25 protein-coding genes are annotated in these 26,271 nt (G+C 50.3%); 17 read left to right on the top strand and 8 right to left on the bottom strand.

Translation table 11 applies throughout. The features are described 5' to 3' along the window. Window positions 1-3 precede the first annotated feature (3 nt). From B5G43_RS00615 to B5G43_RS00565, 11 genes are all read left to right on the top strand, one after another. The gene (locus B5G43_RS00615) at window positions 4-888 is read left to right on the top strand and encodes an aldo/keto reductase (RefSeq protein WP_087257838.1); all 885 of its coding nucleotides are present in this window, start codon (window positions 4-6) and stop codon (window positions 886-888) included. Between the two features lie 32 nt (window positions 889-920). Further along, a complete protein-coding gene (locus tag B5G43_RS00610) occupies window positions 921-2,069 on the top strand; it encodes an iron-containing alcohol dehydrogenase (RefSeq protein ID WP_087257835.1) in 1,149 nt (382 codons plus the stop codon). 688 nt (window positions 2,070-2,757) lie between these two features. Next, window positions 2,758-3,396, top strand: a complete 639-nt coding sequence (locus B5G43_RS00605; RefSeq protein WP_087257832.1) for a hypothetical protein — start codon at window positions 2,758-2,760, stop codon at window positions 3,394-3,396. A 12-nt stretch (window positions 3,397-3,408) separates the two neighbouring features. Then, on the top strand, window positions 3,409-4,053 hold the full coding sequence (locus tag B5G43_RS17605; protein ID WP_242960399.1) for a hypothetical protein: 645 nt from the start codon (window positions 3,409-3,411) through the stop codon (window positions 4,051-4,053). Beyond that, window positions 4,050-4,280, top strand: a complete 231-nt coding sequence (locus tag B5G43_RS17600; RefSeq protein WP_087257829.1) for a PF20097 family protein — start codon at window positions 4,050-4,052, stop codon at window positions 4,278-4,280. The genes B5G43_RS17605 and B5G43_RS17600 overlap by 4 nt, the downstream gene beginning before the upstream one ends. A 25-nt stretch (window positions 4,281-4,305) precedes the next feature. After that, on the top strand, window positions 4,306-4,920 hold the full coding sequence (locus B5G43_RS00590; protein WP_087257826.1) for a hypothetical protein: 615 nt from the start codon (window positions 4,306-4,308) through the stop codon (window positions 4,918-4,920). A 42-nt stretch (window positions 4,921-4,962) separates the two neighbouring features. Then, window positions 4,963-5,358 (top strand): hypothetical protein, encoded by a 396-nt coding sequence (locus B5G43_RS00585; RefSeq protein WP_087257823.1) that lies wholly within the window; start codon window positions 4,963-4,965, stop codon window positions 5,356-5,358. A gap of 22 nt (window positions 5,359-5,380) precedes the next feature. After that, a complete protein-coding gene (locus tag B5G43_RS00580) occupies window positions 5,381-5,788 on the top strand; it encodes a hypothetical protein (protein WP_087257820.1) in 408 nt (135 codons plus the stop codon). Window positions 5,789-5,814: 26 nt separating this feature from the next. Continuing rightward, window positions 5,815-6,156 carry a hypothetical protein gene (locus B5G43_RS00575; protein WP_087257816.1) on the top strand — a complete coding sequence of 114 codons (342 nt, stop codon included), beginning with the start codon at window positions 5,815-5,817 and terminating at the stop codon, window positions 6,154-6,156. Between the two features lie 46 nt (window positions 6,157-6,202). Further along, complete coding sequence (locus tag B5G43_RS00570; protein ID WP_087257813.1) at window positions 6,203-6,610, top strand: hypothetical protein; 408 nt, start codon at window positions 6,203-6,205, stop codon at window positions 6,608-6,610. Window positions 6,611-7,046: 436 nt separating this feature from the next. Next, window positions 7,047-10,043 (top strand): DUF4268 domain-containing protein, encoded by a 2,997-nt coding sequence (locus B5G43_RS00565; RefSeq protein WP_343214356.1) that lies wholly within the window; start codon window positions 7,047-7,049, stop codon window positions 10,041-10,043. A gap of 212 nt (window positions 10,044-10,255) precedes the next feature. Here B5G43_RS00565 and B5G43_RS00560 read toward each other — a convergent pair whose 3' ends face one another. The 7 genes from B5G43_RS00560 to B5G43_RS00525 form a co-directional block, all read right to left on the bottom strand. Further along, window positions 10,256-13,588, bottom strand: coding sequence for an HsdR family type I site-specific deoxyribonuclease (locus B5G43_RS00560; protein WP_087257807.1), 3,333 nt, complete (start codon window positions 13,586-13,588; stop codon window positions 10,256-10,258). 55 nt (window positions 13,589-13,643) lie between these two features. Next, window positions 13,644-14,564: a hypothetical protein gene (locus tag B5G43_RS00555; protein WP_087257804.1), complete on the bottom strand. Its 921-nt coding sequence runs from the start codon at window positions 14,562-14,564 to the stop codon at window positions 13,644-13,646. A 1-nt stretch (window position 14,565) separates the two neighbouring features. Continuing rightward, on the bottom strand, window positions 14,566-15,687 hold the full coding sequence (locus B5G43_RS00550; RefSeq protein WP_087257802.1) for a restriction endonuclease subunit S: 1,122 nt from the start codon (window positions 15,685-15,687) through the stop codon (window positions 14,566-14,568). Next, window positions 15,674-17,278, bottom strand: a complete 1,605-nt coding sequence (locus tag B5G43_RS00545) for an N-6 DNA methylase (protein ID WP_087257799.1) — start codon at window positions 17,276-17,278, stop codon at window positions 15,674-15,676. Before B5G43_RS00545 ends, B5G43_RS00550 begins: the two co-directional genes overlap by 14 nt. Before the next feature lie 83 nt (window positions 17,279-17,361). After that, entirely contained in the window at window positions 17,362-17,574 is a 213-nt protein-coding gene (locus tag B5G43_RS00540; RefSeq protein WP_087257796.1) for a helix-turn-helix transcriptional regulator, read from the bottom strand. 724 nt (window positions 17,575-18,298) lie between these two features. Beyond that, window positions 18,299-19,174: a hypothetical protein gene (locus B5G43_RS00530; RefSeq protein ID WP_087257792.1), complete on the bottom strand. Its 876-nt coding sequence runs from the start codon at window positions 19,172-19,174 to the stop codon at window positions 18,299-18,301. Then, window positions 19,171-20,394: a DUF6076 domain-containing protein gene (locus B5G43_RS00525; RefSeq protein ID WP_087257789.1), complete on the bottom strand. Its 1,224-nt coding sequence runs from the start codon at window positions 20,392-20,394 to the stop codon at window positions 19,171-19,173. The genes B5G43_RS00530 and B5G43_RS00525 overlap by 4 nt, the downstream gene beginning before the upstream one ends. Window positions 20,395-20,544: 150 nt before the next feature. Here B5G43_RS00525 and B5G43_RS00520 point away from each other — a divergent pair, with 150 nt between their 5' ends. The 4 genes from B5G43_RS00520 to mobP3 all read left to right on the top strand — a co-directional run bounded on the left by B5G43_RS00520 (window position 20,545) and on the right by mobP3 (window position 23,859). Further along, window positions 20,545-20,754 (top strand): helix-turn-helix domain-containing protein, encoded by a 210-nt coding sequence (locus B5G43_RS00520; protein ID WP_087257787.1) that lies wholly within the window; start codon window positions 20,545-20,547, stop codon window positions 20,752-20,754. Further along, the gene (locus B5G43_RS00515) at window positions 20,751-21,167 is read left to right on the top strand and encodes a helix-turn-helix domain-containing protein (protein ID WP_164488724.1); all 417 of its coding nucleotides are present in this window, start codon (window positions 20,751-20,753) and stop codon (window positions 21,165-21,167) included. The genes B5G43_RS00520 and B5G43_RS00515 overlap by 4 nt, the downstream gene beginning before the upstream one ends. Window positions 21,168-21,481: 314 nt before the next feature. Continuing rightward, window positions 21,482-21,901, top strand: coding sequence for a hypothetical protein (locus tag B5G43_RS00510; protein WP_087257781.1), 420 nt, complete (start codon window positions 21,482-21,484; stop codon window positions 21,899-21,901). Beyond that, on the top strand, window positions 21,889-23,859 hold the full coding sequence (mobP3, locus tag B5G43_RS00505; protein WP_087257778.1) for a MobP3 family relaxase: 1,971 nt from the start codon (window positions 21,889-21,891) through the stop codon (window positions 23,857-23,859). Before B5G43_RS00510 ends, mobP3 begins: the two co-directional genes overlap by 13 nt. A gap of 69 nt (window positions 23,860-23,928) precedes the next feature. Here mobP3 and B5G43_RS00500 read toward each other — a convergent pair whose 3' ends face one another. Further along, a complete protein-coding gene (locus B5G43_RS00500) occupies window positions 23,929-24,603 on the bottom strand; it encodes a metallophosphoesterase (protein WP_158097314.1) in 675 nt (224 codons plus the stop codon). A gap of 198 nt (window positions 24,604-24,801) precedes the next feature. Between B5G43_RS00500 and B5G43_RS00495 the strand changes: the two genes are divergently transcribed. Together B5G43_RS00495 and B5G43_RS00490 are read left to right on the top strand one after the other, a co-directional pair. Continuing rightward, window positions 24,802-25,107, top strand: a complete 306-nt coding sequence (locus tag B5G43_RS00495) for a hypothetical protein (RefSeq protein WP_087257773.1) — start codon at window positions 24,802-24,804, stop codon at window positions 25,105-25,107. 4 nt (window positions 25,108-25,111) lie between these two features. Continuing rightward, complete coding sequence (locus tag B5G43_RS00490; RefSeq protein ID WP_087257770.1) at window positions 25,112-26,269, top strand: site-specific integrase; 1,158 nt, start codon at window positions 25,112-25,114, stop codon at window positions 26,267-26,269. Window positions 26,270-26,271 lie beyond the last annotated feature (2 nt).

The following is a 26,271-nucleotide window of genomic DNA, read 5'->3' as shown; positions in this document are numbered from 1 at the left end:
GGTATGGACAAAGTATTTCAGAACCGGTTTCCCCAGGGAGGTGTTACCGGTTCCAATGTGACCTTAAACAACGGTATCAAGATGCCTCTGCTGGGCTTTGGGACCTACCAGATCAAAGACCCGGCAGAGTGCAAGCGGGCGGTGCGGGATGCCATCGATGTGGGCTATCGGCTCATCGACACCGCTGCCTCCTATGGGAACGAAGAGGCAGTTGGCAAGGCAGTGCAGGAGAGCGGCGTCCCCCGGGAAGAGCTGTTTGTGACCACCAAGCTGTGGATCTCGGACGCCAGCTATGAGGGGGCCAAACATGGCTTTGCCGCTTCCATGGAGCGGCTGGGCCTGGACTACCTGGACCTGTACCTGATTCACCAGCCTCTGGGCGATTACTACGGGGCCTGGCGGGCGATGACAGAACTGTACCGGGAGGGCAAGATCCGGTCCATCGGCGTGTGCAGCTTCTATCCCGACCGGCTGGCCGATCTGATTGCCTTCCACGAGGTTGCCCCCGCCGTGAACCAGGTGGAGTGCAACATCTTCTTCCAGCAGGAAACGGCCCAGGCGTACATGAAGTCCAAGGGCGTGCAGATGCAGAGCTGGGCGCCCTTTGCCGAGGGACATAATCATCCCGTCCTGACTGCCATTGGGGAGAAATATCACAAGAGCGTGGCCCAGATGGTGCTTCGCTGGCAGCTCCAGCGGGGGATCGTCTGCATCCCCAAGAGCACCCGACGGGAGCGCATGGAGCAGAACTTCAATGTGTTCGACTTCATCCTGCCCCAGGAGGACATGGATGCGATTGCCGCCCTGGATACCGGCGTCAGCTCCTTCTTTGACCATCGGGACCCCGCTGTGGTGGAGATGCTTTCCGGGCTGAGTCGGAAAGTCTGAACATACTTCATCCGCTGAAAAGAGCGTTCTCCATGGAAAACTTCGTTTACGAATATCCTACCAAGGTCTATTTTGGAAAGGGGGCGGCCAGACAGCACCTTGCTAACATTTTGCCCGCCTACGGTCCGAATGTTTTGCTGGCCTACGGCGGCGGCTCCATCAAGAAGAATGGTGTCTATGACGAGATTGCCGGTATTTTGAAGGAGAACGGCAAGACGGTCACGGAGTTTACCGGCATCATGTCGAATCCCACCTGGGAAAAGGTTCGGGAGGGGGCTAAGTTGGCCCGGGAGAACAAAATCGACCTGGTACTGGCGGTGGGCGGCGGCTCTGTGATGGACTGCTGCAAGGTTGTCTGCGCCCAGGCTGTCACGGATGAGGATCTGTGGGAGGTGGAGATGGTGCGCCACGGTATCCCCGCAGGCAAACCCATCCCCCTGGGTGCAGTGGTCACTGCCTCCGGCACCGGAGCGGAGATGAACGGCGGGGCCGTCATCACCAACGAGAGCGCCAAGATTAAAGGTGGAATGTTCGCCGCCGCACCCCGGTTTGCCATTCTCGACCCGGACTATACCATGACCCTGCCCCGGATGCAGGTGCTTTCAGGGGCCTTTGACACGCTGAGCCACGCCATGGAAACCTACTTCGGTCGCTCCGACCGGGACAATGTATCGGACGAGGTAGCTCTGGCCATCATGCGCAGCACGGTGGTCAATATGCGGACGTTGCTCCGGGACATCAATGATGATACCGCTCGGAGCAATCTGATGTGGACCTCCGCCATGGCGGAAAACGGGATTTTGAAGGTGGGCCGCCGGACCGATTTTGAATGCCACCAGATTGAGCACCAGCTGGGGGCCTACACAGACTGTAACCACGGGCAGGGCTTGGCGGTGCTCCATCCAGTCTATTACCGCCATATTGTAAAGGATGCACCGGAGAAGTTCGCCCGGATGGGTCAGGCTGTCTTTGGTGTGGACGGGGCTGTGGCCGCGGTGGAGGCGTTAGCTGCCTTCATCAAGGAATGCGGCCTGCCCACCAAACTGTCACAGCTGCGCTCCAGAACGGAAATCACGCCCGAGCTTCTGCGGCAGGTAGCCGACAGCACCAATCTGCTGCCCAACGGTTATCAGCAGTTTACCCACGATGAGATTTACGAAATTTTGATGGAGTGCATTTAATCAAATCTTCTTGCGCAAAAGCAAAATGGAATGTAGAAGTACCAAAGTATGCGTTCCGTTCAGCTGTTTCGCATAAATGGGTTCACCGATAAATTACGGGTTTTTCTCCGGAAGCCGGGTCACGATATGTGCCCGGCGTTCTTGATTTCCTACACCCAAAAGGGGACAAGAGGATGTCCTATCGTGCATCCTGAAAGCATAAAAAAACTCGAGAGATCTCATTTCGAGATCTCTCGAGTTTGGTGGACCTAATCGGGATCGAACCGACGACCTTACGGATGCGAACCAGAACCTAAAACTTTTTTTGAGCATTTCTGGCCATTTTTAGCCGTTTCCGCTCCGCTCCACTTCATCTTTGTGCCTCTTTGCCCATACTGTTTCCGTGTGGTCCGGAACGGTGTGTGGTAGGTTCTGTGGTCAGAAACGCTCCCCAGCCCTTGCCGGTGCCTTTCGCCGACAGGGACGGGGAGCGTTTTTCATGCTTCTAACTGCCTGCATTGTACCTCTGTGGACAGGATTAAGCAAGTCATTTCTGCGCCGTCCACGGCTCAGAAATTGAGGGACTGTAAACAAAAAGAGGCATTTTGCTCCCAAAGATTAAGAAACCTTAAGAGAATGTTCATGAGAATCCTCCGCTTGCTATGATATAATCTCAGAACTGCATCAAGACATAGCCGGAGGATATGATATGAAACGCATCATCACAAACGGGATCACCAATCTGGAGCCACTGCCTGGCAGCAGCGAATGGTACTGGGGTGCCGACTATGCCAGCAACGATTTATATGAGGCGGAGGAACTGTTCCGCAACGGCCATCCCATCGACAAAAACCGGCTTGTCCTGGTCCGCTGCCCGGAGGGCACGCTCTATGAGCCGGTACGCACAAATCCGGGGCAATATCTTGGAAGACCGGTGTATCATGACGGGCGGGTGGTACTGCTGATGGTAGATTTTCCAAAGGAAGAGATTCGCGTTCTGACCTTCTACGAAGCAGAGGAAACCGCTGAGCCGCTGGCGGTGCTGCCTCTCTCTATCGTGGCGGACTGCTATAATCTCATGCTGGAGGCATCACCGCTTATGTTAACCCGGTCAGCCCACGACAATCAGTTTCAGATTATCTGGCCGGAACGCCGGGACTTTACGATAGAGGACCATGAATTTTTTGAGTTTTTGGAAGGAAACAGGCTGTATACTTCGGTCTGGTATGAGGACCCGGATTACCGGGAGGAGCTTCTGGTGCGGGATTATGATACCGGGGAAGTGCTGGAGCGGATACCGGGAAGCCTCCGCCAAATGCCGGACGGACAGAAGTGGCTCTTGGTGTGAGGAGGGGAAGAGATGTGGCTTGACCTTTTATTTCAGGGCTGCATGGATGCGGTGCAGTCAGAGCAGGTTTCCAGAACCATCCGGATTCTCTGCACCGCCCTCATATCCTTTGTGTTTCTCATCGCTATCTCCAGCTTGTTTCTTCTGGTATTTGTGATTGAAGGCCAGGGCCTTTTCAGAAGAGGAATTTTTCTGAATTGCGCTTGTCGGCTACTTGCAGTTTTTGAAGGCTATCGTGAGGAAAAGGAGAAAGAAGCCGTGATGAAACCGGATATTGAAAAAACAAGGAACTATTACCGCAATCTTGGCCCAGAGAACATCTGTGACTGTGCCTACTGCCAAAACTACTGCGCCAGGGTCAAGACGGCCTATCCGGAGGTGGCCCGGTATCTGGACTCCCTGGGGGTGGACATCGAAAAGCCCTTTGAGACTTCTCCACTGGAGCCGGACGAGAACGGATACCTGGAATACTGCGTCTGTCAGTATATCGTCTTTGGCAGCTGCCCCAAGGACTTCACCCACCGGATCGGGGATGTGACCTTTGGCCGCTCTGACTGCCATCCCAATACAGGAATTGATGAGGAGCACTTTGTGCTGGACTTTTATCCGATCAGGCTGCCGTTTGAGGAGCCGGAAAGCGAGGACATTGACCTATGAAATGTTTGGATTGTGGCGCTGAGATGGAGCAAGGCACATCGGAGTGCGTTGGCGCTGGTTTTGAAAGTTGGTATGAGTTTACCTCAGAGACAGAGAAGAGGAAAAAAGGAATTGCGGGATCGCTTACCCGGCAGACCATTACCATTCCTTCTACCCTGGCGGAGAACCCCGCATGGCATTGTCCCAGGTGCAGAAAAGTTTTGATATGGGTGGACAGTAAGGAATAAACACGGGGCAAAACGGAGGCAAAGGATGGAGCAAATATTTAAAAAATGGTATCCTTATGATAACCTGGACACGATGTACGATGTGGACGATGTATGGATGAGGCCGGATGGATACACCTTGATTTTGCTGCCGGATGGGAAATACAAAGAGGAACTGGAAGGGCAGCGACTGATGCTCACCTGGGAATCCATCGTCAGTTATCAACTGTCCGGGGAATGTTACCGGGAAGATCTCTGGATCTCCGATCCTAAGCAGGCGTGGTCTTTCTGGAAAAGTACAGACTCTGAATATTTGAATACGCTCCGAGAACGAAGCGCCCTGCTTCCTGAGGACACTGTCCATTGGCTGTTTGTGGGAACCAAACTTGTTGTAGATGTAATTGCAGCGCAGCCGCCTAAGGTCACCGTGATCGCGCCCAGTGCTGGAATTGCTAAGGCACACCGCAAGGAGTTTGAGTTCCAAGGGTGCGTGGAGGTGCCGATGGAGTTTTCAGAGGACCAGTTCCTGGATAGGTTCCTGACGTTCATCGAGGAGAACAGATGGAGTTTTGGTGGCGGTGTACGAACCATCGTAGACGGCTACTATATCAACGGGGACGGCACTCCGGGAAAGCCGGTTTGGCCGGAAGAAGACCAGTAAGGGATACCCTGCAAAATAACGAAAAGAAAGGACAGTGGAAGGATGGCACTTGAGATAGTTGCAGCCAAAGACCTTAACCATGCGTTTGAGATTGTATCGGTGAGCCCCAGAAAAACGATGAAACATCACGTGGTATCAGAACCGGAAGGAATAGACGGCTTCCTGTACGATACCAGAAACGAACACACAAACTATACATACTATTACCAATTTGATCCATACAGGGAAACCCAACTGGAAGCGGACCAGGTTCCGGCAATCAAGACTTTTTCGCAGTCCATTGTAAAGTGGCTTGAAGAACATGGCACAGAAGAAAACAGATTGATCCAGCAATATGGCCTGTCATTCCCAAAGATCCGGCGTTTTGCGGATGAATTGGGTCATGTATGTGATGTAGCCATGGAGCATGGATACGGCTTGTCCGGCCTGGGAGACTAAACAGGCCAGAAGGAAGATGCATATGACAAATATGCTATACGGCTTAATGCTGTTTAATGAGCGACAGGAAGGCTTTTTCATCGGCCTGTTCGAATCCACTGAAAAGGCCCGGCAAGTAGCGGAACACTACTTATCTGCTCTCCCAGGATTCCGGGATTACCCCTGTACCTATGAGATCACAGAAAAGTTGGTGGTTGGGACAATCGGCCAATCGCAGAAAGTCCATATGATTTGGGGCTGGGACGAGGACGCAGAGGGGGATGAGACAGATGTCTGGTGCAGCGCCTGTTATGCGGATTTTGAAGAAGCCCAGAGAGCTATGGGGGAAGCCCAACAGCAGATGAGCAGGCAAGAGTGGAGCCTGGATACCTACCGGGTTGGCCAGCGCCACTGGACAGAAGGCTTTGCAAAAGTTTCTTCTTCAGAATAGGATCGGATAAAGGAAGATTGTATGTCATGAGCGAGATGTTACTGAACGGAATACCATTTGACGCCTACCTTGAAAAGTACAAAATATTCGAGAAAACCATGCGGTTCATGATGGAGTACCTGAAGAATTGGTACGATGATGGCCCGGAAGATTTTCAGAGAGAAATGAGGGCAGATTACCGGACTGTGGCGGAAACTTACCAGTTTAAGCGCAAAATTGCCGCATTCGAGAAAAACTATATGTATGACTCGCCTTTACTTTGCATCGCTTTCAGTATGGACATCTACGATAATGAGGGCAGTTATGTGGCAATTTACACCGCAATTTTTGATCTTAACGGGAACTGCATTGATGATCTAATGTGCTGATGGTGATAACATGATACTTTCAAGAGGAATCACTGGATTTTGGAGCGTGAACGAAGCGCCGCCTCTGTTTCTGGATGAGAAAGCGTTCTGTCAGATGTGCCATGCACTGGCCTGGAAAAACGGCGGGACTGTGACAGAATTGGACACAGATACATACCCAAGAAACTTCTATTCTGCCAAACTCAGCGTATATGACCAGTCCGTCTTTATTTTGCAGAACATCCATTATCCCTACATAACTTTTGCCCAGCGGGACGCCGCCAGCAGATTTGTTCTTATCAGTCCACCGGATTGGTTGCAACTGTGGGATGGCCCAGTGTGGGTTCTGAGCCCCAACGAGTTGAACCAGGACTGGCATGGCCTGTGCGGGGAGATGAGCCCGGAAGAACTGGAGCAGATCCGTTATTGGAATCCGCAAACAGTTGGTGAGATCGTATTCAATACTTGGGACTGAGATGAAACTGGTCAATGGATTATAATTTTATCATTGGCTACTATAATTATATCATTTGAAGAAATTGATATAATTATAGTAAAGATCAATGCCAATGTCCCTTACCAAGCAAAAGCGATATACACCATAAATACACGAACCGGCCTGAGACTGTTCTCGGGCTGGTTTTCTCTGCCTTGAATGATAACTTCGAGAACCGGGATCAGCAAATCACTTCTGTGCCGTCAGGGACTCAGAAATTATGGGACTGTAAACAAAGAGAGGTATTGTGCAAGAAGTGCTGTTTGCTGGCTGGTTTGCCTGGAAGTAAAATGGACTTTGATAATGTGCGGGTAGATACATCACTGCTGTTATGTTATACTAAAATGGAATTTTATAGCGAACAGTTTTGCGAGAGGAAAGAGAGGTGCGTTTCATGAAGGGTTCAGAGACCAGAATGACCGCATTCATGGAAGGTGCGGATAAACGATATATTATCCCTGTCTATCAGCGGAAATACGACTGGAGACAGGAGAACTGCCGCCAACTTTATGAGGACCTCAAGAAAGTCATTAAAAATGGCCGTTCCAGTCATTTTTTCGGAAGCATCGTCTCGTCGGTAGTTCCCAACGGGAGCAAAATCGAGTACCACATCATAGATGGTCAGCAGCGCCTGACCACCGTTTCCCTACTGCTCCTGGCTCTCTGTAACCTGATTGCAAAAGGAAACCTGACGTCCAAGGAAGCCAGGCTCGACGAGCAGATCAGTCAGCGCTTTCTCATTGCGCCCTGGGCCAGCGAGGACGACCGGATCAAGCTTCATCCTGTCAAGAGCGACCGGGCTGCTCTGGCCAAATTGTTTGGCCCGGAGGAGGATTATGACCGTGCCTCCAACCTGACCCTCAACTATTTGTTTTTCCGGGATATTCTGCTGAAGGAAGAGGTCTCCGTCGATGAGTTGTATGCCGCCATCGGCAAGCTGGAGATCATCAGTATTACGCTGGAACCGGACGACAATGCCCAGTTGATTTTTGAGAGCCTGAACTCCACCGGCCTGGCTCTTGCGGAAGGGGATAAAATCCGCAATTACATTCTCATGGGCCTTCCATCCAAAGAGCAGAGTAAGTACTACACCGAGTACTGGGAGAAAATTGAGAAATGTACCCGGAATGATGTCAGCTCTTTTGTCCGGGACTATCTCAGTATCAAACAGCAGATGACTCCCAATGTCAACACGATCTACCAGGCATTCAAGCGATATGTGGAGGAGGTTCAGTTGCCCATTGAGGCCTTGCTGGAGGATCTTTTGAAGTATGCACGGCTCTTTGAAAAGCTTCTGACCTGTGAAAGTGGGCTGGGAGAGAAGCGGCTGGATAACTGCCTGTACCGCATGGCCCGCCTGGAGATCACGGTGACCCGCCCCTTCCTGATGGAGGTGCTGCGGCTGAATCAGGATGGCAAACTCTCTGTGGAAGCGGTGCGGGATGTTTTCGAGATCACGGAGAACTACCTCTTCCGGCGGAACATCTGTGAAGTCCCCACCAATGCGTTAAACAAGGTGTTCTTGACGCTCAACAAAGAGATCCTGCGCTACGACAATACCGCCGATAACTATGTGGACAAATGCATCTATGCCCTGCGGGCCAAACGAGAGAGTGGGCGTTTTCCGGATGACCAGGAATTTGCCGATGCCCTGGCGGTTAAGCAGGTCTATTTGATGCGGGGCAAATACAAGGCATATCTGTTTGAGCGGTTTGAGAACTTCGGCACCGTGGAGACCAAGGATGTTTACGCCCATTTAGACAACAATGAGTACAGCATTGAGCACATCATGCCCCAGCACCTGACGCCGGCCTGGACGGAGGAGCTGGGACCCAATGCGGCAGAGATCCATGCGACATGGCTGCACCGCCTGGCCAACCTGACGCTGACCGGATACAACCCTAATCTCAGCAACAAAAGTTTCCGGGAGAAGCGGGACGACAAGCAAGGCGGATACCGGAACAGTGGCTTGCGGATGAACCAGAAGATCGGGCAGAAGGATGCCTGGGGTCTATCGGAACTGGAAGAACGAAGCAGCGAGATGGTTGCCCAGGCTCTCCAGATCTGGCCCTGCCCACAGACGGACTTTAAGCCGGCGGAAAAGGAGTTTGATTCCTGCACGCTGGATGATGAGGATGTGGATCTCACCGGCCGGGAGATTGTGAAATACAGCCTGCTGAATACGGAGCAGCCCGCAGCCAGTTGGACAGACATGTTTGAACATGTGGTGAAGTTCCTGCACCAGAAAGATAAGTCTGTCCTTTCAGCTTTGGCGTGCAGCGCGGACCAGGCGACGGACCTTGCGGGGTATGTCTCTGGCACCGGAAACGAGTTGCGTAGTGCGCTGCAAATTGACGACACGATTTACTTTGAGAAGAATACCAGCACAGCGATGAAACTGTCGATCCTGCGGCGGCTGTTTGCCCTTTATGATGTGGACCCCATGGAGTTGGTGTTTTACCTGAAAGATCCGGACAGCGAAAAAATGGCGGAGGCCAGCCGGTTTGAACTTCGCAGGCGGTACTGGACTTATGCCCTGCCACTCATCCAGAAGCAGCATATGCACCGGGGCAGTTTCAGCAACGTCAGCCCCAGCACATCCAATACCGTGGTGGGCTTCTTTGGAATCAGCGGATGCTCGGTGCAGTGTATCGCCAATTATGACGGAGCACGGATCGACTTCTTTTTGGGCAGCAGCGATACCGCATGGAATAAGAGTTCCTTTGATCTGCTGTACAGCCATAAGGCCGAGATCGAGGAAGAACTTGGAATCTCCCTGAATTGGGTGCGGGCCGACCAGTATAAGGCGTCCTGGATTTCTTATGAGCTGAAAGATGTGAGTATTGCGGATGAGGGAGATTGGCCCCGCATGGCAAAGTTCCATGCGGAATGGAGCGACGCCATCTGTAATGCGGTCCTCCCATATTTGCAGAGCGAGGATGCACTGGGGCAGCGTCTTTCCGAGATTGCCGGTATCCTGCGGGAGTGGACAGTAAGCCGGCCGGAAGTAAAGGAAAATCTGGCGAAATGTAACCGTACCCTGACCCGCTTTACAACGGATCAGATGTCGGAAATCTTCCCGGCCATCCCCGGCGCTCCCAGTGGCTGGGGCACAGAGAACCATTACTTTTACGAAATCGTCAATCGCACGGGAGACAAGATACATATTCAACTGGCCCTTAGCTCCAAGAACGCAACGGAAGACTTCTTGGAAACCTGCGACCGGGTCAGTTCTCTGCCCTTCGTCCGGCCCAGAAAAGACGGCTGGAAATGGTGGACGATTTTCCGTACGGAGAGCGAGAAGCTCGGCGAGTCCGTTGATAAAAAGGAGATTTTTGGGAAACTGGACTTGTGCATGGAAAAGGTACAGGCCTTTGAGGAAGAGTTGAAACAAGCTCTGGCGGAACAATAATTGGTTATCTTAAAAACAACCCCGGAAGAGGAGTATAAACCTTCTTCCGGGGTTTGTTTTATGTTGTACTTTGTCTGAGACGATTGAGTAGGATTTGGTACGTGGTCAGGAAACCGCTTGGCGGCCCCTCTTTTAATTTGTAAGGACATTCTATAATCAACGATAAAACGATAATATAATGCAGAGATGCTCGTTAAGCGAAAGCCCTGAGTTTACAAATTATTTTCCTCGAAATTTTCCACCTGTTCCATAACTTTACGGAAGACCTCCGGGCTATACTGTGGGGGATATCCGTTTTTAATCAAGCAAACTTTGATATCAAATTTCAATTGATCCCTGACAATTTGATTGTTGAGCCAATCAGCAAACGAAGATTTTACTTCTATAATTTCTTTAATTTTTTTGGCCAACGATTTGCATTTATCGTTCACAGATACGCCGTCAACCACTTTGTCGGTACCATATTCAAAGTTATATTGGTCACGTAAAGCCATTAATATATCATAAAAGGCCTTTTCTTCGAATGTAAGCCCAACTTTTCGGAAACTCTCCCGATCGGCATGCATCTCTCTGAGAATCTGTAAAGCTTGCTCGGTTGCATTTCGAATGATCTCCTCGGAGGTCTCTTCCTGTGCAACTCCAGCCTCTTCTGTGGTAAGATGTTTCCGCCGTTCGTGGTATTGTTTAATAGTTTCCTCCAGCATTTCTTGGAATTTTTTTGCTGCCATCTGGTTCGTTTTACTGTACTCCGAGATTTGCTTGCGCAGCATTTTTACCAGCAGCTCCAGCTTGGACGCCGGCATTTTTACATCAGACAACTTTTCAAAGTACTCCGGACTGAAAAGATCCTCCTGTTCGCCGTTTTCCAAAATACTCTCAACCTGGTTGTATTTTAAAGCCTCTTCAACCATTTTCGCTACATGGCGATTCATAGTGTCGGTGTCAACCTCGCTGGTGCCGCTCATTTTGCGGACAAAGCCTGCAATAGCCATAAAGCATTGTGCAAGGGAGGACTCTTCTTCGCTGAGCTCGCCGGAAGGCTGGCAAATATCATATGCGGCGCGCATTCTTTTCACTGTTTTGAGAAAGTAGGTCTTAAACGAAACTTTCTTTGTGGTTTTTCCGCCGTTACTTTCTGTGCTTAGTTCCTCTGTGGAAACAAAAACATACTCTGCCGCTTTAGCCAGTAGCCTATATCGCTCCGCAGGATCACCATCTGGGTCAAGGAAAAGAGCCAAGTCATATCCAGAAAAGAGGTCTTTCAGAATCAAAAGCTCTTCTCTGAATACACCGGTAGCCTGATCCACATCATCTGCCGTAGGAGCCACAGAACTATCTCCGCCATATAGCTTCATAGCCTGGCGCATATTATCCCGGATTCCAATATAATCTATAATTAAACCATACTCTTTTCCAGGATACTTTCTGTTGACACGGCTGATCGTCTGGATCAATAGGTGTTTTTTCAGCGGCTTGTCATTGTACATATAGGTGAGCGATGGAACATCAAATCCTGTAATCCACATATCTACAACGATTGCAATATGGAAGTTTGACTTTTCCTGCTTGAATGCAGCATCAAGTTCCTCCGAGCGCTTCCCGTTTTTCACGCCGCCAAGATACCGGTACATATATGCCGGATCGTTGCTGCCCACACTGGCCACCATTGCCATGAACGGCATCGGCTTCAACTCGCGCAGTTCTTCTTCGGAAACATCCATACCGTCCGGGAATTTCTTTTCCACAAACCACTCCGGATATCTCTCCTGAAACTTTTTCAGCAATTCATAAGCAATAGGCCGACTGGAACACACCACCATTGCTTTCTGTACCCTATCTGGGTCATTGGCGCAGGAGGACACATAGTGGTCATGGATATCTACGGCCAGACGCTCCAACCGTGAAGGTTCGCCCAGAATGACTTCCATGGAGCTCATGGCCTTTTTACTGGCCTCAATATCCTCGGCCGTCGCGCCATCATCGGCACATTTCTTGTAATAGTCCTCAATGAGCTTAACTTTTTCCTGATCCAGCAAAACCTTCGCAATACGCGGATGATATTTAATAGACACGGTCAGGCCGTCCGCAACAGCCTGATCCATCGTGTAGCGGTCAATTTCGTCGCCAAATGTCTGATAGGTTTCCGCAATCGGTGTACCGGTAAAGCCCACAAAGGTAGCTTGCGGAAATGCTTCTTTCAGTACTTTTGCGTAGGGCTTCGAGACCATGGCTTTCATGTTCTCGTCCGCATCTTTGCTGAATTGAATTTTTCTGGAGTGCTCCAGCTGCGTTCTGTGGGCTTCATCTGAAAAACAGATGATATTCGCCCGGTCATTGATGAGACCGATCTTGTCGTCCTCTCTGTCACAAAACTTTTGGATGGTGCAGATGTAAAAACCGCCGCTTTGACGTGCGCCAAGCTCTTCGCGCAACACTTTGCGGCTCGGCACGACGCTAACTTCTCCCAGGTTCAAGAACTCCTTGCTTTTTGTAAACAGCTTGGCACCCTGCTTCTGGAGCTCCTCACGGTCGACAATCATGACAATGGTGGGAGATCCAATCTGTGGGACATCAGTGCAGCGAAGGGCAAGCTGCCTGGCCAAGAATGCCATGGTATAGGTCTTACCACACCCGGTAGCTCCAAAATAGGTTCCGCCCTTGCCACTTTTTTCTATCACCGATTTAATGATGCTCTGTTTTAATAGACGCGTTGCAAAAAACTGCGGATACCGGCAGACGATTTCCCGCTCATCGCCGTCATATTCGCTGTCCTGAAAATAGATGTAATCACGGAAGATTTCCAAAAATCTTTCCGGAGTGTATACGCCTTTTATCATGGTTTCCATTTCTTCAAAAGGAAGTGTGGATACCTTGTCGCCGTCGTCCACCCGACGCCAGGCGTAGAAATGCTCATAAGGGGTACGGACTGTGCCAAGCCGTGTTTTAACGCCATCGGAGATACAGGCCAAGGGACAATAATGCAGAAGATGAGGAATATCTCGCCAATAGCGAATGTTGATCTGCTCCCATGCGTCATAAATTGTGGCACTTGCATCTGCCGGATTTTTCAACTCGATCACACACAGTGGCATTCCGTTGACAAAAAGAAGAATATCTGGCCGGCGGTTTTCTGTTTGCCCGTTGTTTGTATACTCCACGGTGAACTGATTGACTGCACGGAAAATGTTATTTTCCGGATGCTCAAAATCAATCAGGGGCACCATTCTGGGCAAACCATTCTGAGGTGTGAACTGGATGCCGTTTACCATCCAACCATACACCTTGTGCAGTGTGGTAAAATCGCTCTCTGCACCGGCCAGTCGGACTGTGTCGATGATCTGCCGAACCTCGTCCGGAGTCAGATCCGGATTGGTATTGCTTAAAAACTGTTCCAGATCATCCGTATAGAGCACTTCTCTCCGGGAAGCGCGGGGAATTCCCCCACCAGAGAGATATTGCCAGCCTTCTCTTTCTAAAAAACTCAGGAAGGCATTTTCATAATCTGACTCGCAATAGCGGCCATTGAAGTTTTTCAGTCTTGCCATTGCTGTTGACCTCCGTGTTCGAGCAAATCTCGAATTCGTATCCAATGATACTTCTTCATTTCAAATACTGAATTGCGGTTCCAATTAGAGCCAGACACCGGTTGAAAAAGTAATCATAATGACGAATATCGGTTATATCGATTTTATCGGTTTCATGGTGGCGAATACGATAATTGTTTCCAATTTCAGTTAACAGTTTGAATTCTGCGGTAAAGAGTTTGATGTACGCTTCTTTTCCCTCAGACATATCACTTATGATTTGATCTGCGGACTCATTTTTCTTTTTACCGATATAGTAGGTCTTCAGTCGTTCAAATGCATCCCATATTTTTTCAACTGCATCCTTTTGATCGTCGGGATAAGGTGATTTATGCTTTTGGACAGCCACTATTAATAACTCATGAAGTCCCGGTTCTTTAATAGCTTGGATATCCTTTTCAATCTTCTCTGAAAGAATTGCGGTTTCTTCAATGCGTTCGACCTCTAAGTTTGTGGTTAACTGGTATAGTAATCCGGCTTTTTGAAAAGTGTTGTTTATCTCTTTAATAAACTTTTCTGCAATTTCATTGGTTCCCCCAAAGAATAAATCATTATGTCGAAAAAAGTCATGATATCTTTTCTGGGTTATGTCGCGGATGTTCTGTGCCACAAACTCTATTAAATCAATCAGAGCATATTGATCGAATTCATCATCAATGGGCTCATCATCAAATGGAAACTGTATGGACTGTGGTTTATCAATGCGCCCCTCTCTTCGAAACAATGTCGGGATTTCAAACTCCATATCTTCACTGAACTTTTTAAAATCCAAACCACAACATCCGTTTCCGTCGGGACATTCCACCGGATACTTCCATGCCAGGTATTCAAAGTATCTTGAACAACAGTCAAACAGGCGCGAATAAGTTTTTATTGATATTGAGTAAGTCCTTTCTATGGGAGTTCTCATCCCGTGTCGTTCAGTGTATAAGCTCATCTTAGCTCTCCTCCATTGAGCCTTTTATCAGGATCGGACAGATATCTTTGATCTGGGCTTTTAACTGTTCATTGATTCGCTTGCGTGCAATATATACAGTAAAAATTTCTGCAATAGCCTTTTGTATTTTAATATCAGGAATTGGAATTTGTACATTACACATGTCTTCAAATGAAAAATTTTCTCGTGCAGAACCCCATGAATAGAACCGAGCATATCTATCAAATTCTTTGCGCGATAACCACATCGCGAGATATTCCGGTAAAACCGCATTTTTATCAACGCAAAAAACTTCGTAAATTGGTGAGACTACGACTGCGTGTCCACAAGTATTTTGAGCAAAAGCCAATACTTTCCATGTATCGGTAGTCGGCACGAAAGCAATTTCATCAGGTTTAACTATTTTATAGTTACCAAGCTCATTCCTGTTCACTCGACTTTGAGCCTCCCGAAACTCTTTCTTCGTACTCAAACCAACTACATTTGTAATATTTTTCTCTGTGTTTCTATCATTTTTTTGTATTAGGTATTTCCCAATTGCCTCGCGTGGCATCTCTCGTCTCAACTCTTCAATATACCCATCGCAGGCAAGTTTCAAATCTTCCAGCCCACGCTCGTAACTTTTCTGATTGGCCACCATGGATTTATAAATGTTTACATATTTCTGCTGAACGGGAAATGGCGGCAAATCCAATTCTACCTCGCAAAGGTCTTCCCAATTGTAGAATTCGGTAGAACTGCCCCATGAGTTAGTAATCACATACCGATCAAACTCTGACCGATTAAAGAACATATAGAGCCATTCAGCAGCAAGAACCTGTTTTGCATCTTCTTTAATGCGAAACACAACATAATCTTCTGTGCAGATTACGGCCTTTTCGCCATCGTTATACGCAATGCTGAATTTGCTGCCGTTTCTGGATGTTCTGTGATTAAATACAAACTCTCCTGGATATACGATTTGAAATTTACTCAAATCACGACCATTGATGTCTGCTTTTGTTGGCATCAGCAATTTTAGATTATTAACTCCACGTACATCGTCAGAGCCAAATATGAGGCTGGCATTTGTTTCCCCATGCAGTTCAATGTATGCGCCCAGCTTACACTTAGTCAATGCCATAACCAATCCCCCTGAAAGCGTCTAACAGCATAGCCTGCGATGCTTTTTCCTGCTGCATGACAGCTTTCATTTCTTCCTGAATCCGCCGCATTTCTGCCTGAAAATCAATGTCCAGGTCATGGTCAATGAACTCAATATACTTGCTGGGAATCAGGCTCCAACCTTGTTTTTCGATCTCATCCATACCAACGCTGCGGTACAGCTCCGGCACTGCATAATTTGAGCTGTCTGTCCCTTCAATCTGCCAGGTGTGGTAGATCTGGGCTGCTTTTTCGATTTGATCTGTTACCAACTGCACTTTCTTTTTGTTCTCGCCCTTGACTGGATTCTCTGTCCAAGTGCGCAAATCCATAAACAAAAGTTCATGCTCCCGATTGCGTAGAGTTCTTCCGTGATAGGCTCCGCCCTTTTTGTTCTGATTCAGAATCCATAGGGTAACGCTGATATCCGTAGTGATAAACAGTTCGCGAGGGAGAATGATGATAGCCTCCACCTTGTCATTCTGGATCAGCTTTTTCCGAATTTCCAGTGTGTCGCTGTCACCCAGAGCGCCGTTTGCCAGAAGGAAGCCAGCCACACCGTCAAGAGGCTTCAGGTGGGAAAGAATGTGCAGAATCCAGGCGTAGTTGGCATTGCTTTCCGGCGGCGTGGAATAATCTGCCCAGCGTGGGTCATTTTTCAGATTCTCGTTATACCACCCCTTCAGGTTAAAGGGCGGATTTGCCATGATATAGTTAAAGTAAAGCCCTTTGTGCAGATCGTGAGTGAAGGTGGAGTCTGCCTCTTCACCCAGATGATGGCTGAGACCGCGCAGGGCAAGATTCATCTTGGCCAGGCGATAGGTTGCAGGCTCCTTTTCCTGGCCATAAATGTTGATACGGCTGATATCGCCCTGCTTTTCTTTCACAAGGTCTGCGCTCTGAATAAACATTCCGCCGGAGCCGCAGCAAGGATCGTAGAGCGTACCATCAAAGGGTTCGATCATGGCAGCAATCAACTGAACCACATCGTGGGGCGTATAAAATTCACCTTCTTCTTTGGTGGCATTTACTGCGAATTCTTTGAGGAAGTATTCATATACCCGGCCAATCAGATCTTTCTCCTCGCCAAAAGTCTTGTGGCTGATTTTATTGACTTCATCTACAACCTTCTTAATATCATTGGGCGCAAGGTTGCGGGTGGTAAATGTACCCTCAACAAAACAGCCCTTGAGCTGCTTATTGCTAACGGCCAGATTGTGCAGAGCGGAATCCAATGCAACATTCAGTTGAGGGGCCGGCGTATTGATAATCGTTGACCAGCGCGCTTCCACAGGCAGGTTATAGGTGCCGTCCGTAAAAGTGGCATCGTCAAAAAATGCCGCCTGGATTTCTTTATCATCAGGGTCAAGGCCCTGTGCAATCAGTGTTTGGCGTAGGTGCTCAATCCCGTCTTCAAACTTTTCTCCAATAAAGCGCAAAAACACAAGTGTAAGCATCATGTCACGTTTTTCAAAAAATGAACCGGAATTGCGCGCTTGGCGCAGAATATCACGGCATTTAAAAAGGATCGCATCCAAATTCAAAGTTTCTTCGGCTTTCTTTCTTGCCATGAGGTAATACCTTCCTTTGCAACTTTGTAATAATGATCTTTTCTAATCTAAACAGGAATATATCATTAAGAGATATCTGAGTTTTAGACACTTGTATCTGGAATGATTTCCATAATATCATCTATTGTACAATCAAGGACGCGGCAAATCTTTGCCAGAACTTCTATATTGACCGGCTGATCTTTGCCCAGCTTTGCCATGGCATTGGATGTAATGCCAGCCTCTCGGCGCAGAGTTGTTTTGTTGATCTTCTTATCGATCATCAATTTCCAAAGACGGTTATACGAGTATGCCATTTTGAATCCTCCGCTCTTCGTAATAGCATCTTCTCTTAGGTCAATTATATATGTAGTATCATATCAAGTATTTTTTGAGATTTCAACAAGACGGCCAAATCCTCAAAATTAAATTGAAATTTTCAACTGCCTATTATAAACTTTAGAAGTTAAATATGTGGCACTGTATTTTGTAAGTGACAGTATTTAGAGATGGACCACAGAAAACAAAGTGTGGTTTTCTGGATATGGGGAGCCATACTTTGCTGGAAAGGTGACTTTGCTTTTCTGCACCTTTGTGGCGGTGAATGGTGAACGGAGGGCCAAGCATAAGCGACCGGTTAATATGAAAATCTCCAGGGGAGCTGTGGAGCGACTGATGGAAGAAGGCTTTCGTGGGCCAGTGTGTAAACGGCCTGCCTATCCGCAGGTACGCGGATGCCCATCAGCTGAACCGTGGCAGCACGGACTATCAGCGAAAGAAATTTTTCTCTGCTCTGGTTTCCCTGCTGAAAGCGCAGGACGAGACGGAGGGAACATGCCGACTGCGGAAACCAGCACGAAAGTAAAAATAATCCAACATCAAACGGAGCGCCTGCGACAAAGCAGACGCTCCGTTTTTTGTCAAGTATATGTCAATAGAATATGATTTCCCCGATATAAGTATAGACAACTCGGACACCATCAAAAAATTGTGTCAAATCTATGTCACACATAAATATTTTCAGCTAAATAAGTAAGGGTATTATTTTTCCTCCCACCATGCAGAATGCGGGACAGAGTCGGGTGATATCGGTTCCGCCTGCGACACCATTCGCCTGGCCCGACGGAGTTCCCAAGCAAAACTATGTTGACACCGATCCTGCAGGTGCTTCAGTGCCTGCTCCGTGGCTTTCTCTACGCCGGATTCTTTCATCCGGTTTCGCACGGCGATTTCCCGCAGGTCTGCCTTGGGAAAGCCGTATACGCCGAAATAGCGACCCAGGATGTCCTGCTCTTTCTTGGAAAGCTGCAAAAACTCTTCCCGCAGGCATTCCATCGTTACCATGCGGATTACCGTGTCTTCTGCAGATCCGGATAGTCGGGTTGACGCAAGCCGCTCAAAAATATCGCCGCCATCGTCAGGGCCTTGCAAATCATAGACAGAGAAGAAATGTGTGGGGTAGGTAATCGCCCTGACGACAGCACGGAAAGGAATGCCAAGGGACGCACAAATCTCACTGGGTTCTTTTCCTTCCTGATAATAAAGGCGCTGTGCCTTTCGCACCAATCCCATGCTGTCCCGGTCCAGCGCAAGCGTCCCCATGCTGCATTCCAAATGCCGCCGCATGGCTCCGTCCAGAAACGGGGTAACATAGGTCGTGAACCGACCTTTCTCTGCATCATAGCCACCGGCCCGAACGCACTCCACCAGTGCCAGTTTTCCCACGCTCTCCAGTTCGGAGAGCGTTTCTTTTGTGTAATCACTCAAGCCGCCGTATTTGGTTTGCCGCAGGCAGTGATACTGACGGGCAATCAATCGGGCACGGTCTTTCACCAGACCTGTGTTCATCAGGCACAGTTTGGCCAGAGCCGCCTCATCACCGTTGGCGATCCGCTCTAACAGTTCCTCATTGGTCATGCGCCGTCACCGTCCTTCACTTTGCGGGGACGGCCTCGGGGATTGGCCTGACGGGCGATCCCGAAAAGGGGATAGAGGCGTTCGGAGGAGATTGACTGTTTGAAGTCCTCATTGGAGATGTCGGGACTGCTCAGTGCGTCAAACAGTTTGTCCCGCACGGCGTCCTTCAGCTGCCGCATCTCTTCTTCCGTAATGGCTCCCCGCTGGTAGTCCTTCCGGATGCGGTTAAAAGCGGTGATCTTGGCTCTGATTTTCGGTACATCCCGGGCCAGTTCCTTCTGGATCTCGTAACTACCATACTGCCTGCAGGTGAACCGCTCATCCAACGGGCAGCGTCCCTCACAGTAGAGAGCATGGACACCGCTGCGAACCAGGAAATATTTTTTACAGACAATGCAGCGGCGAATGTTGTGCCCGGCGTTCAGGGCTGTCATGAAGTCGGCCTTCAGCAGCATCTGCAAACTGTTCGTTGTATGCTCCTGCGCGATGGCGAAGGTTCCGTCTGGCAATTCTCTGGGCAGATAACTCACCACGCAGGGATCGTACTTCTGATAGAAGGGACGCTCCAGGCTGGTTGGGTTCACGATCAGTTTCTCTACCAGACGCTCATCGTTATAAAACTGATACAGCGCGGCGGCGTACTCCTCCGGGGAGTTCCGTTTCAATTTGGAGAGAAGAAAGTTGATGAAGTTATGGATGGTGGGATTGAACACGATGACATCATCGATGTATCGCCGGTAACGGGCCATCTGCAGTTTGTAGTACCGCCACTTGTCCTCACGGCCGCCATCTACTATGAGGAGAAAAGGCGGCGTCCAGCCCTCCTCTTCCTTCTGCCGGTACATCTCCAACCACCGATCATTGGAGCACTCCTGCTCATCCATTTCCTCGTCGGTGAAAAAGGAGTAACTCTCCGTGTACTGCTGGGTTTCGTTGAGAAACCGGTCATCCTCTTTCAGTAAAATCTGAAATACCCGATACCGCATCAACTGATTGCGCAGCTCCATCAACTGGTTGTTCAACTCCCACCATACGCCTCGATCCAATGTGTCCTCATACTGCTTGGCCAAGTCCTTCATGCGATCCAAAAGACGCTGGATGGGGGGATAGTCCTCGGGAGTAAAGTTCAATATGTCAGCAGTTAATTCACCGGCCGGAAAGATTTCGCCGCCGTACTCAATCGTGCTGCCGTGCGTATAAAATACGATCTCTCCATACATACAAACTCCGCCCCCTCTCAAAATTGTCCCACTTAAAAAATAAATGGTCACACCTTTTTCTCAGTCTATCAAAATCTCCGACACAATACAAGCAGAAGGACATCAGTACCGCCGCTGATGTCCTTACTTTTTTGTAAAGGAGAATCTGAAATGAAACAATCTGTCTACAAAAGTTACGACGAGTTGCCGCTGTTTCTCAATTCGGAATTGGTGGCGAAGGTGTTAGGTGTATCACCGTCCAGTGGGTATGAACTGATGCATGAACCGGACTTCCCGGTACTGCGTGTGGGCAGCCGTATGGTGGTACCAAAGGAAAAGTTCATACAGTGGGTGGAGGAGCATACGGGAGGTGCTGGATGAAGTACAAAGGAAACTTTTTCTCTCTGCCTAATGAGATCTTTCTCCTGGGCTTGGGTCCCGGCGAGTTGGCAGTGTACTGTTATCTGCGTCGGTGCGAAAACCAGAAGACGCACCAGTGCTGGCCAAGTTACAGAACCATTGGGGAGGCGGTGGGGATGTGCGCAAACACCGTGAGCCGACATGTGAAAAAGTTGGAAGAACGAGGGCTAATTTCGGTGGAGCCCACCAAGGTAACGACCAAAGCGGGTGTGACACGCAATGGGACCTTGCAGTTCACTTTGCTGCCGCCTCAGAATGTGATCACCCGATACTACGAAGAAAAGTTGGCGGAACTGGAACTGGCAACAGAACGGCAGCGGGTACAAAAGTGCCTGGAGCAGCAAGCCAAAAACCCCCCGTGTTCCCCACTGTGAGGGGCTGTGTGCCCTCCTTCGGGGCAGGGCAGAGTCCCTGCCCCATCCGGGGATTTTGAGGCGGATTTGGCCCACTATCGGCTCGGATGAGAGCGCAAGGCGAGGACGAAAGAAAAGGCAGGATAAAGGCAAGGCGTCGACCGCGACGCCTTTTGCCGGTCACAACTGCCCGCAGTGCGGGCAGTTTCAGGGGTTTCCGTGGGCGCTGGAAATGGGGTCAAAATCGGAGAGAAAACAGAGTTCTGAGGTCGTTATCCCCCAACGCTTACTCCCACAAGAAAAAAACAGGGGTCAAACCCCAGAAAGGAGCCATTATGAGCAAAAAAGAAAAATTTCCTCTCTACCTGTCGCCGGAGAAAAAAGCCACTCTGGAACGGCGATATACGGAAGATGGGAGCCGCAGCCTCACCGCATTTATTGAGAATGCCATCGACTTTTATCTGGACTACCTCAGTGCCAATAACGCCGGACTGTTTCTCCCCACCTCGGTTCAGTCTTACCTGGATGGCAGACTGGATCAATTTGAAAATCGCATGGCGTCGCTGTTGTTCAAGCAGGCGGTGGAGTTGGACATAGGAATGAGTACGCTGGCTGACTGCGTCAAACTGGATGAGGAGTATCTGCGCCGCCGTCGCGCCAACAGCATCGCCAATGTGAAACGGACCAATGGGCGGCTGCGGTTCGAGCAGATTGCAAAAGACGCCAAAGGGAGTGATGATGAGTGGCAAGATTGATCGTCAAGAGTCCATATATCAAGTGTGGCGGCGGTCAGGGTGCCGGTGGCTATATGAAGTACATTGCCACGCGGGAGCGGGTGGAGATGATACCGGATGACCGTCCGCCCACCCGCAAGCAGGAGCAACTCATTGCCAAACTGGTGAAAGATTTCCCTGACACAAAAGATCTGCTGGAGTATGAGGACTACACCAGTCGTCCCACCAAGGCCAACGCCTCGGCGTTCATCACTCTGGCCCTGGAGGAGAACTGGTCGCAAGTACAATCCTCCGAGGGCTACGCACAATACATTGCTACCCGTCCCCGTGCGGAGCGTCTGGGTGACCATGGATTGTTTGGCGATGAAGACAGTGTGGATTTGGACAAGGCCATGTCGGAACTGGAGCACTACACGGGAAATGTGTGGACGCACATCATCTCGCTCCATCGGGAGGACGCTGAGCGCCTGGGCTATAACAACGCCCAGGCGTGGCGTGCTCTCCTGCGTACACATCGCAATGACATTGCCGCCGCCATGAAGATCCCGCCCCAGGACTTCCGTTGGTACGCCGCCTTCCATGATGAGGGAAAGCATCCGCATGTGCACATGATGGCGTGGTCGACGGTACCCGGTGAAGCATATCTGACACGGGACGGTATCCGGCAGATCAAATCCACCCTCACCAATCAGATCTTCCAACAGGAAATGCTTCATCTTTATGAGCAGAAGTCTGAAAGCAGAGACGAACTGGTGCGGGAAACCCGGAGAGCCATGCTGGAGTTGTCTCAGCAGATGAGTGAGTCGGTCTGTGAACATCCTGAGGCAGAGCAGATGATACTGGATCTCGCGCAACAGTTGGGTAATGTGAAAGGTAAGAAGTCCTACGGGTATCTTCCGAAAGCATTGAAGAAACAGGTAGATGAGATCGTAAACCAGATGGAACGGCTGACTGTTGTAAACGAGTGCTACCAAAAGTGGTGGGACCTGCAGTGCAAAGTGAATGATTTCTACTCGGAAAAGGAACGCCGGCGTCCGCCACTGTCTCAGCAGAAAGAGTTCCGTGCCATCAAGAATGCGGTGATCCAGGAGGCCGAGCGCATCCGGCAAAATCAAATTTCCTTTGAGGACATGGACATGGAGGATGGTGGCGGCTGGGTGGATGACCGGGAACTCACCTGGGCGTGCTGGGAACTGCGAGGGGCGATCGAAAATGAAGAACTGCCTCTTGCGGAACGGGATGCTGCCGTGGCAAAGCTGGAGCAGATGGCCAAAGCGGGTGACGCATACGCGCAATATTTCCTGGGACTGTTGTATCGAGACGGCGGACTGCTGATCCCAGACGCAGAGAAAGCCCGACACTGGTTGGAGCAGGCGGCAAAGCACGAAGTCCACGTCGCACAATATTCCCTGGGCAGATTGTTTCTCTCTGACGATCCGGATGTGCGTGATCCGAGCGAAGGTATCCGTTGGATGAAAACAGCCGCCAAAAACGGAAATGACTACGCCGCCTATGTGTTGGGCAAGGAGTATCTCAGCGGTAAGCATGTGGTGAAGAATTCTGGCACAGCGGCGGAGTATCTCCACCAGGCGGCACAAGCGGATAACCCTTGGGCGCAGTATCTGCTGGGCAAGTTGTACCTGGCGGGTGAGGGTGTAGAGCAGGATGCAGACACCGCCTACCAGTGGTTTCAGGCTGCAGCGGAGCAGGGCCATACCTATGCGCAATTCTTTGTGGATAGGATGGAGCAGCAGGAACAGCAGGTATCACCAAGCCTACTGCTCTCGGCTACCCGACTGCTCCACCACATGGGCAACATATTCAAGGACAATGTACCAACCACTCCAACCTCGGGTGGTATGCACATTGATCGCAAGCGTCTCCAGAAACTCAGGGCAAAGAAAATCGCCCTGGGTCACAAGCCGGATGACCATGAGAAAGAGCAGAATATAGGTGACATGACTATGGGTGGATGGTAAGAATCGAAAACAAGTACTGTGAAATAGTCAGCGAGCCTCCCGCAACTGTGCGGGAGGCTCAATCAAAACTCAAATGAAGTTTTCAGTTTCTGTTCCGCCCACATAGAACTCAGCCATGTCGTCCAGGCGCAGGCAGGCCAGACGGCGGTGGGGAGCATTCAGGTTGCCGCAGCCGCAGTCGATGTCGATGATCCCGTTCCCATGCCAGATGGAGGAATCTTCGCCCATTCGGCCGGTGAGAAAGACCGTGGGCGTGTGGCCGACGATGCAGATGGTGTCCGGATAGGGGCTTGCACTGTCCGGTTCCACCCGGCCCCAGATGCGGGTGTCGTGATCATCACCTGGGAAACCGTGGACAAGATGAAATTTCTGATTGCCCACCGTGAGTTCCAGATCATCTGGTAATTCAGAGAGAAAACGCAGGATACGGTTCCTCTCCTGATACGTGCAGTGGTAAAGCAACTCCCGGTAGGTCGTCATTCCACCGTTTTGCCGCCACAGGTCCCGGGTGCCAAACTCGTTGTGGGGGCCGAGGGTACTCAGACACATCTGCTCGTGGTTGCCCAGGAGCATGGTCATGTTGGGGGCTTCCATGATCTGCTCCAGCAGATCGATGCCGCCGGTGCCCCGGTCAATCACATCCCCAAGAATGTATAAATGGTCCGTATCAGAGAACCGGATCTGCTCCAACATCCGGAGAAAGAAATCCCGTTCTCCATGAAGATCTGCCATACAGTAGATCATCTGCCGCACCTCCCTTAGAAAGAAGTAACCGCATCTTACCATAGGCTCCGGGCCAATACAAGACAATGCGCAGGACTTGCGCCGCATAAACAAAAATAAGCGCAGGGCAATTGATAACAATTTGATAACTCGCTGGGATTGGGATGGCTATTGACCAAACCTTGTGGTATGGTGTGTTGCTGCAAGGAGGCGGTACACATGAACGACTACATGAGAGCCCTGCACCAGCGGTTCTTCCGGGAACCGGATGTGTCAGAGTTGGAAGAGGATATTGAGAACACCCGCCAGGAGGTCCGAGATTTCTTGGATAAGATGCAGCGCCGCAGGCTCATGCATTTGGTGGACAGTCAGAATCTGTTGAAAGAAGAAATCTCCCTGGCCAGCTTCACCGCTGGGTTCAAACTGGCCTGGGGGCTGAGCAAAGAACTGGAGGCAGACGGCCTGTACTCCTTCGATGAGGAGGAGACAGAGCGTGCCTGCCGCCAGATGAGAGAGGAGGAATAAAACTATGGGAAAGCGCAGACCGTCCGGGGACGGCATGGTGCGCAAGCGGGAAGATGGCCGCTGGGAAGGGCGCATTGTCATCGGCCACAAGGAAAGCGGAGAGCCCATCTTCCGCTATCTATCTGCCAAGACGCAGAAGGAGCTGTTGAAAAAGCTCCATCAGAACATTGAGGAATACCGGGATGTGGATCTGAGCGAGAACAGCAAAATGCCCCTGGGCCAGTGGCTGGACCGCTGGCTGGAGGAGTATGCCACACCCTCGGTGCGTCCATCTACACTGGAGGGCTACCGGGGGTACATCGACCGCAACATCAAGCCCTACCTGGGGGACAAGCCGGTGGGGAAGGTCACTCGGGAAGATGTCCAGAAACTATACCGGGAACTCCAGAAAAACGGGCGGAAGGAACTCCACCCAGAGTATGGATACCAGTTGTCCGGCGCGACGATCCGTCGTATCCACGGGGTATTTCATCAGGCCATGGATGCAGCAGTACAGGAAAACCTCATCGCCCGAAACCCCACCGAGGGCATCACCCTGCCCAAGAAGAAAACGGCCCCCAAGCAGATTCTCAATGACTCTCAACTGGAGCGCTTCATGGAGGTGATTCGTGAGGACAGTGTCTGGTACGACTTCTTCTACACCGAGTTGACCACCGGCCTGCGGCAAGGCGAGATCTGCGGCCTTATGTGGAGTGACTTCGACGAGGCCCATGGGACCCTCGCCATCCGCAGGACGCTCCATGCGCAGAAAGGCGGAAGGCTGGTTGCCGGTGAGACCAAGACGGGCACAGGAAAACGGACCATCACCCTGCCGCCCAGCACCGCGGGGCTTCTGGCCCAGCGGAAGAAGCACTCCTACTCCCAGTGGATCTTCCCAAATCCGCTCCGACCGGAGCAGCCCGCCAGTCCTGGTAGCGCCTACAATCACTTGAAAACGCTACTGAAAAGGGCGGGGCTGCCCAGTATTCGCTTTCATGATCTCCGGCACACTTTTGCTACCCACGCCCTGGCCAGCGGCGTGGATGCCAAGACCCTCTCGGGAATCCTGGGCCATACTCAGGCTTCGTTCACCCTGGATACTTATACCCATGTGACTGGCGATATGCAGAAGCGGGCCAGTGAGATCGTGGGCGGCTTCATGGAAAATATTATGGTGAGGTGATC

It is taken from the genome of Flavonifractor sp. An92 (assembly GCF_002159175.1).
In the GTDB taxonomy this organism is placed as follows: Bacteria; Bacillota; Clostridia; order Oscillospirales; family Oscillospiraceae; genus Pseudoflavonifractor_A.
This window is presented reverse-complemented; position numbering and strand designations above follow the sequence as displayed.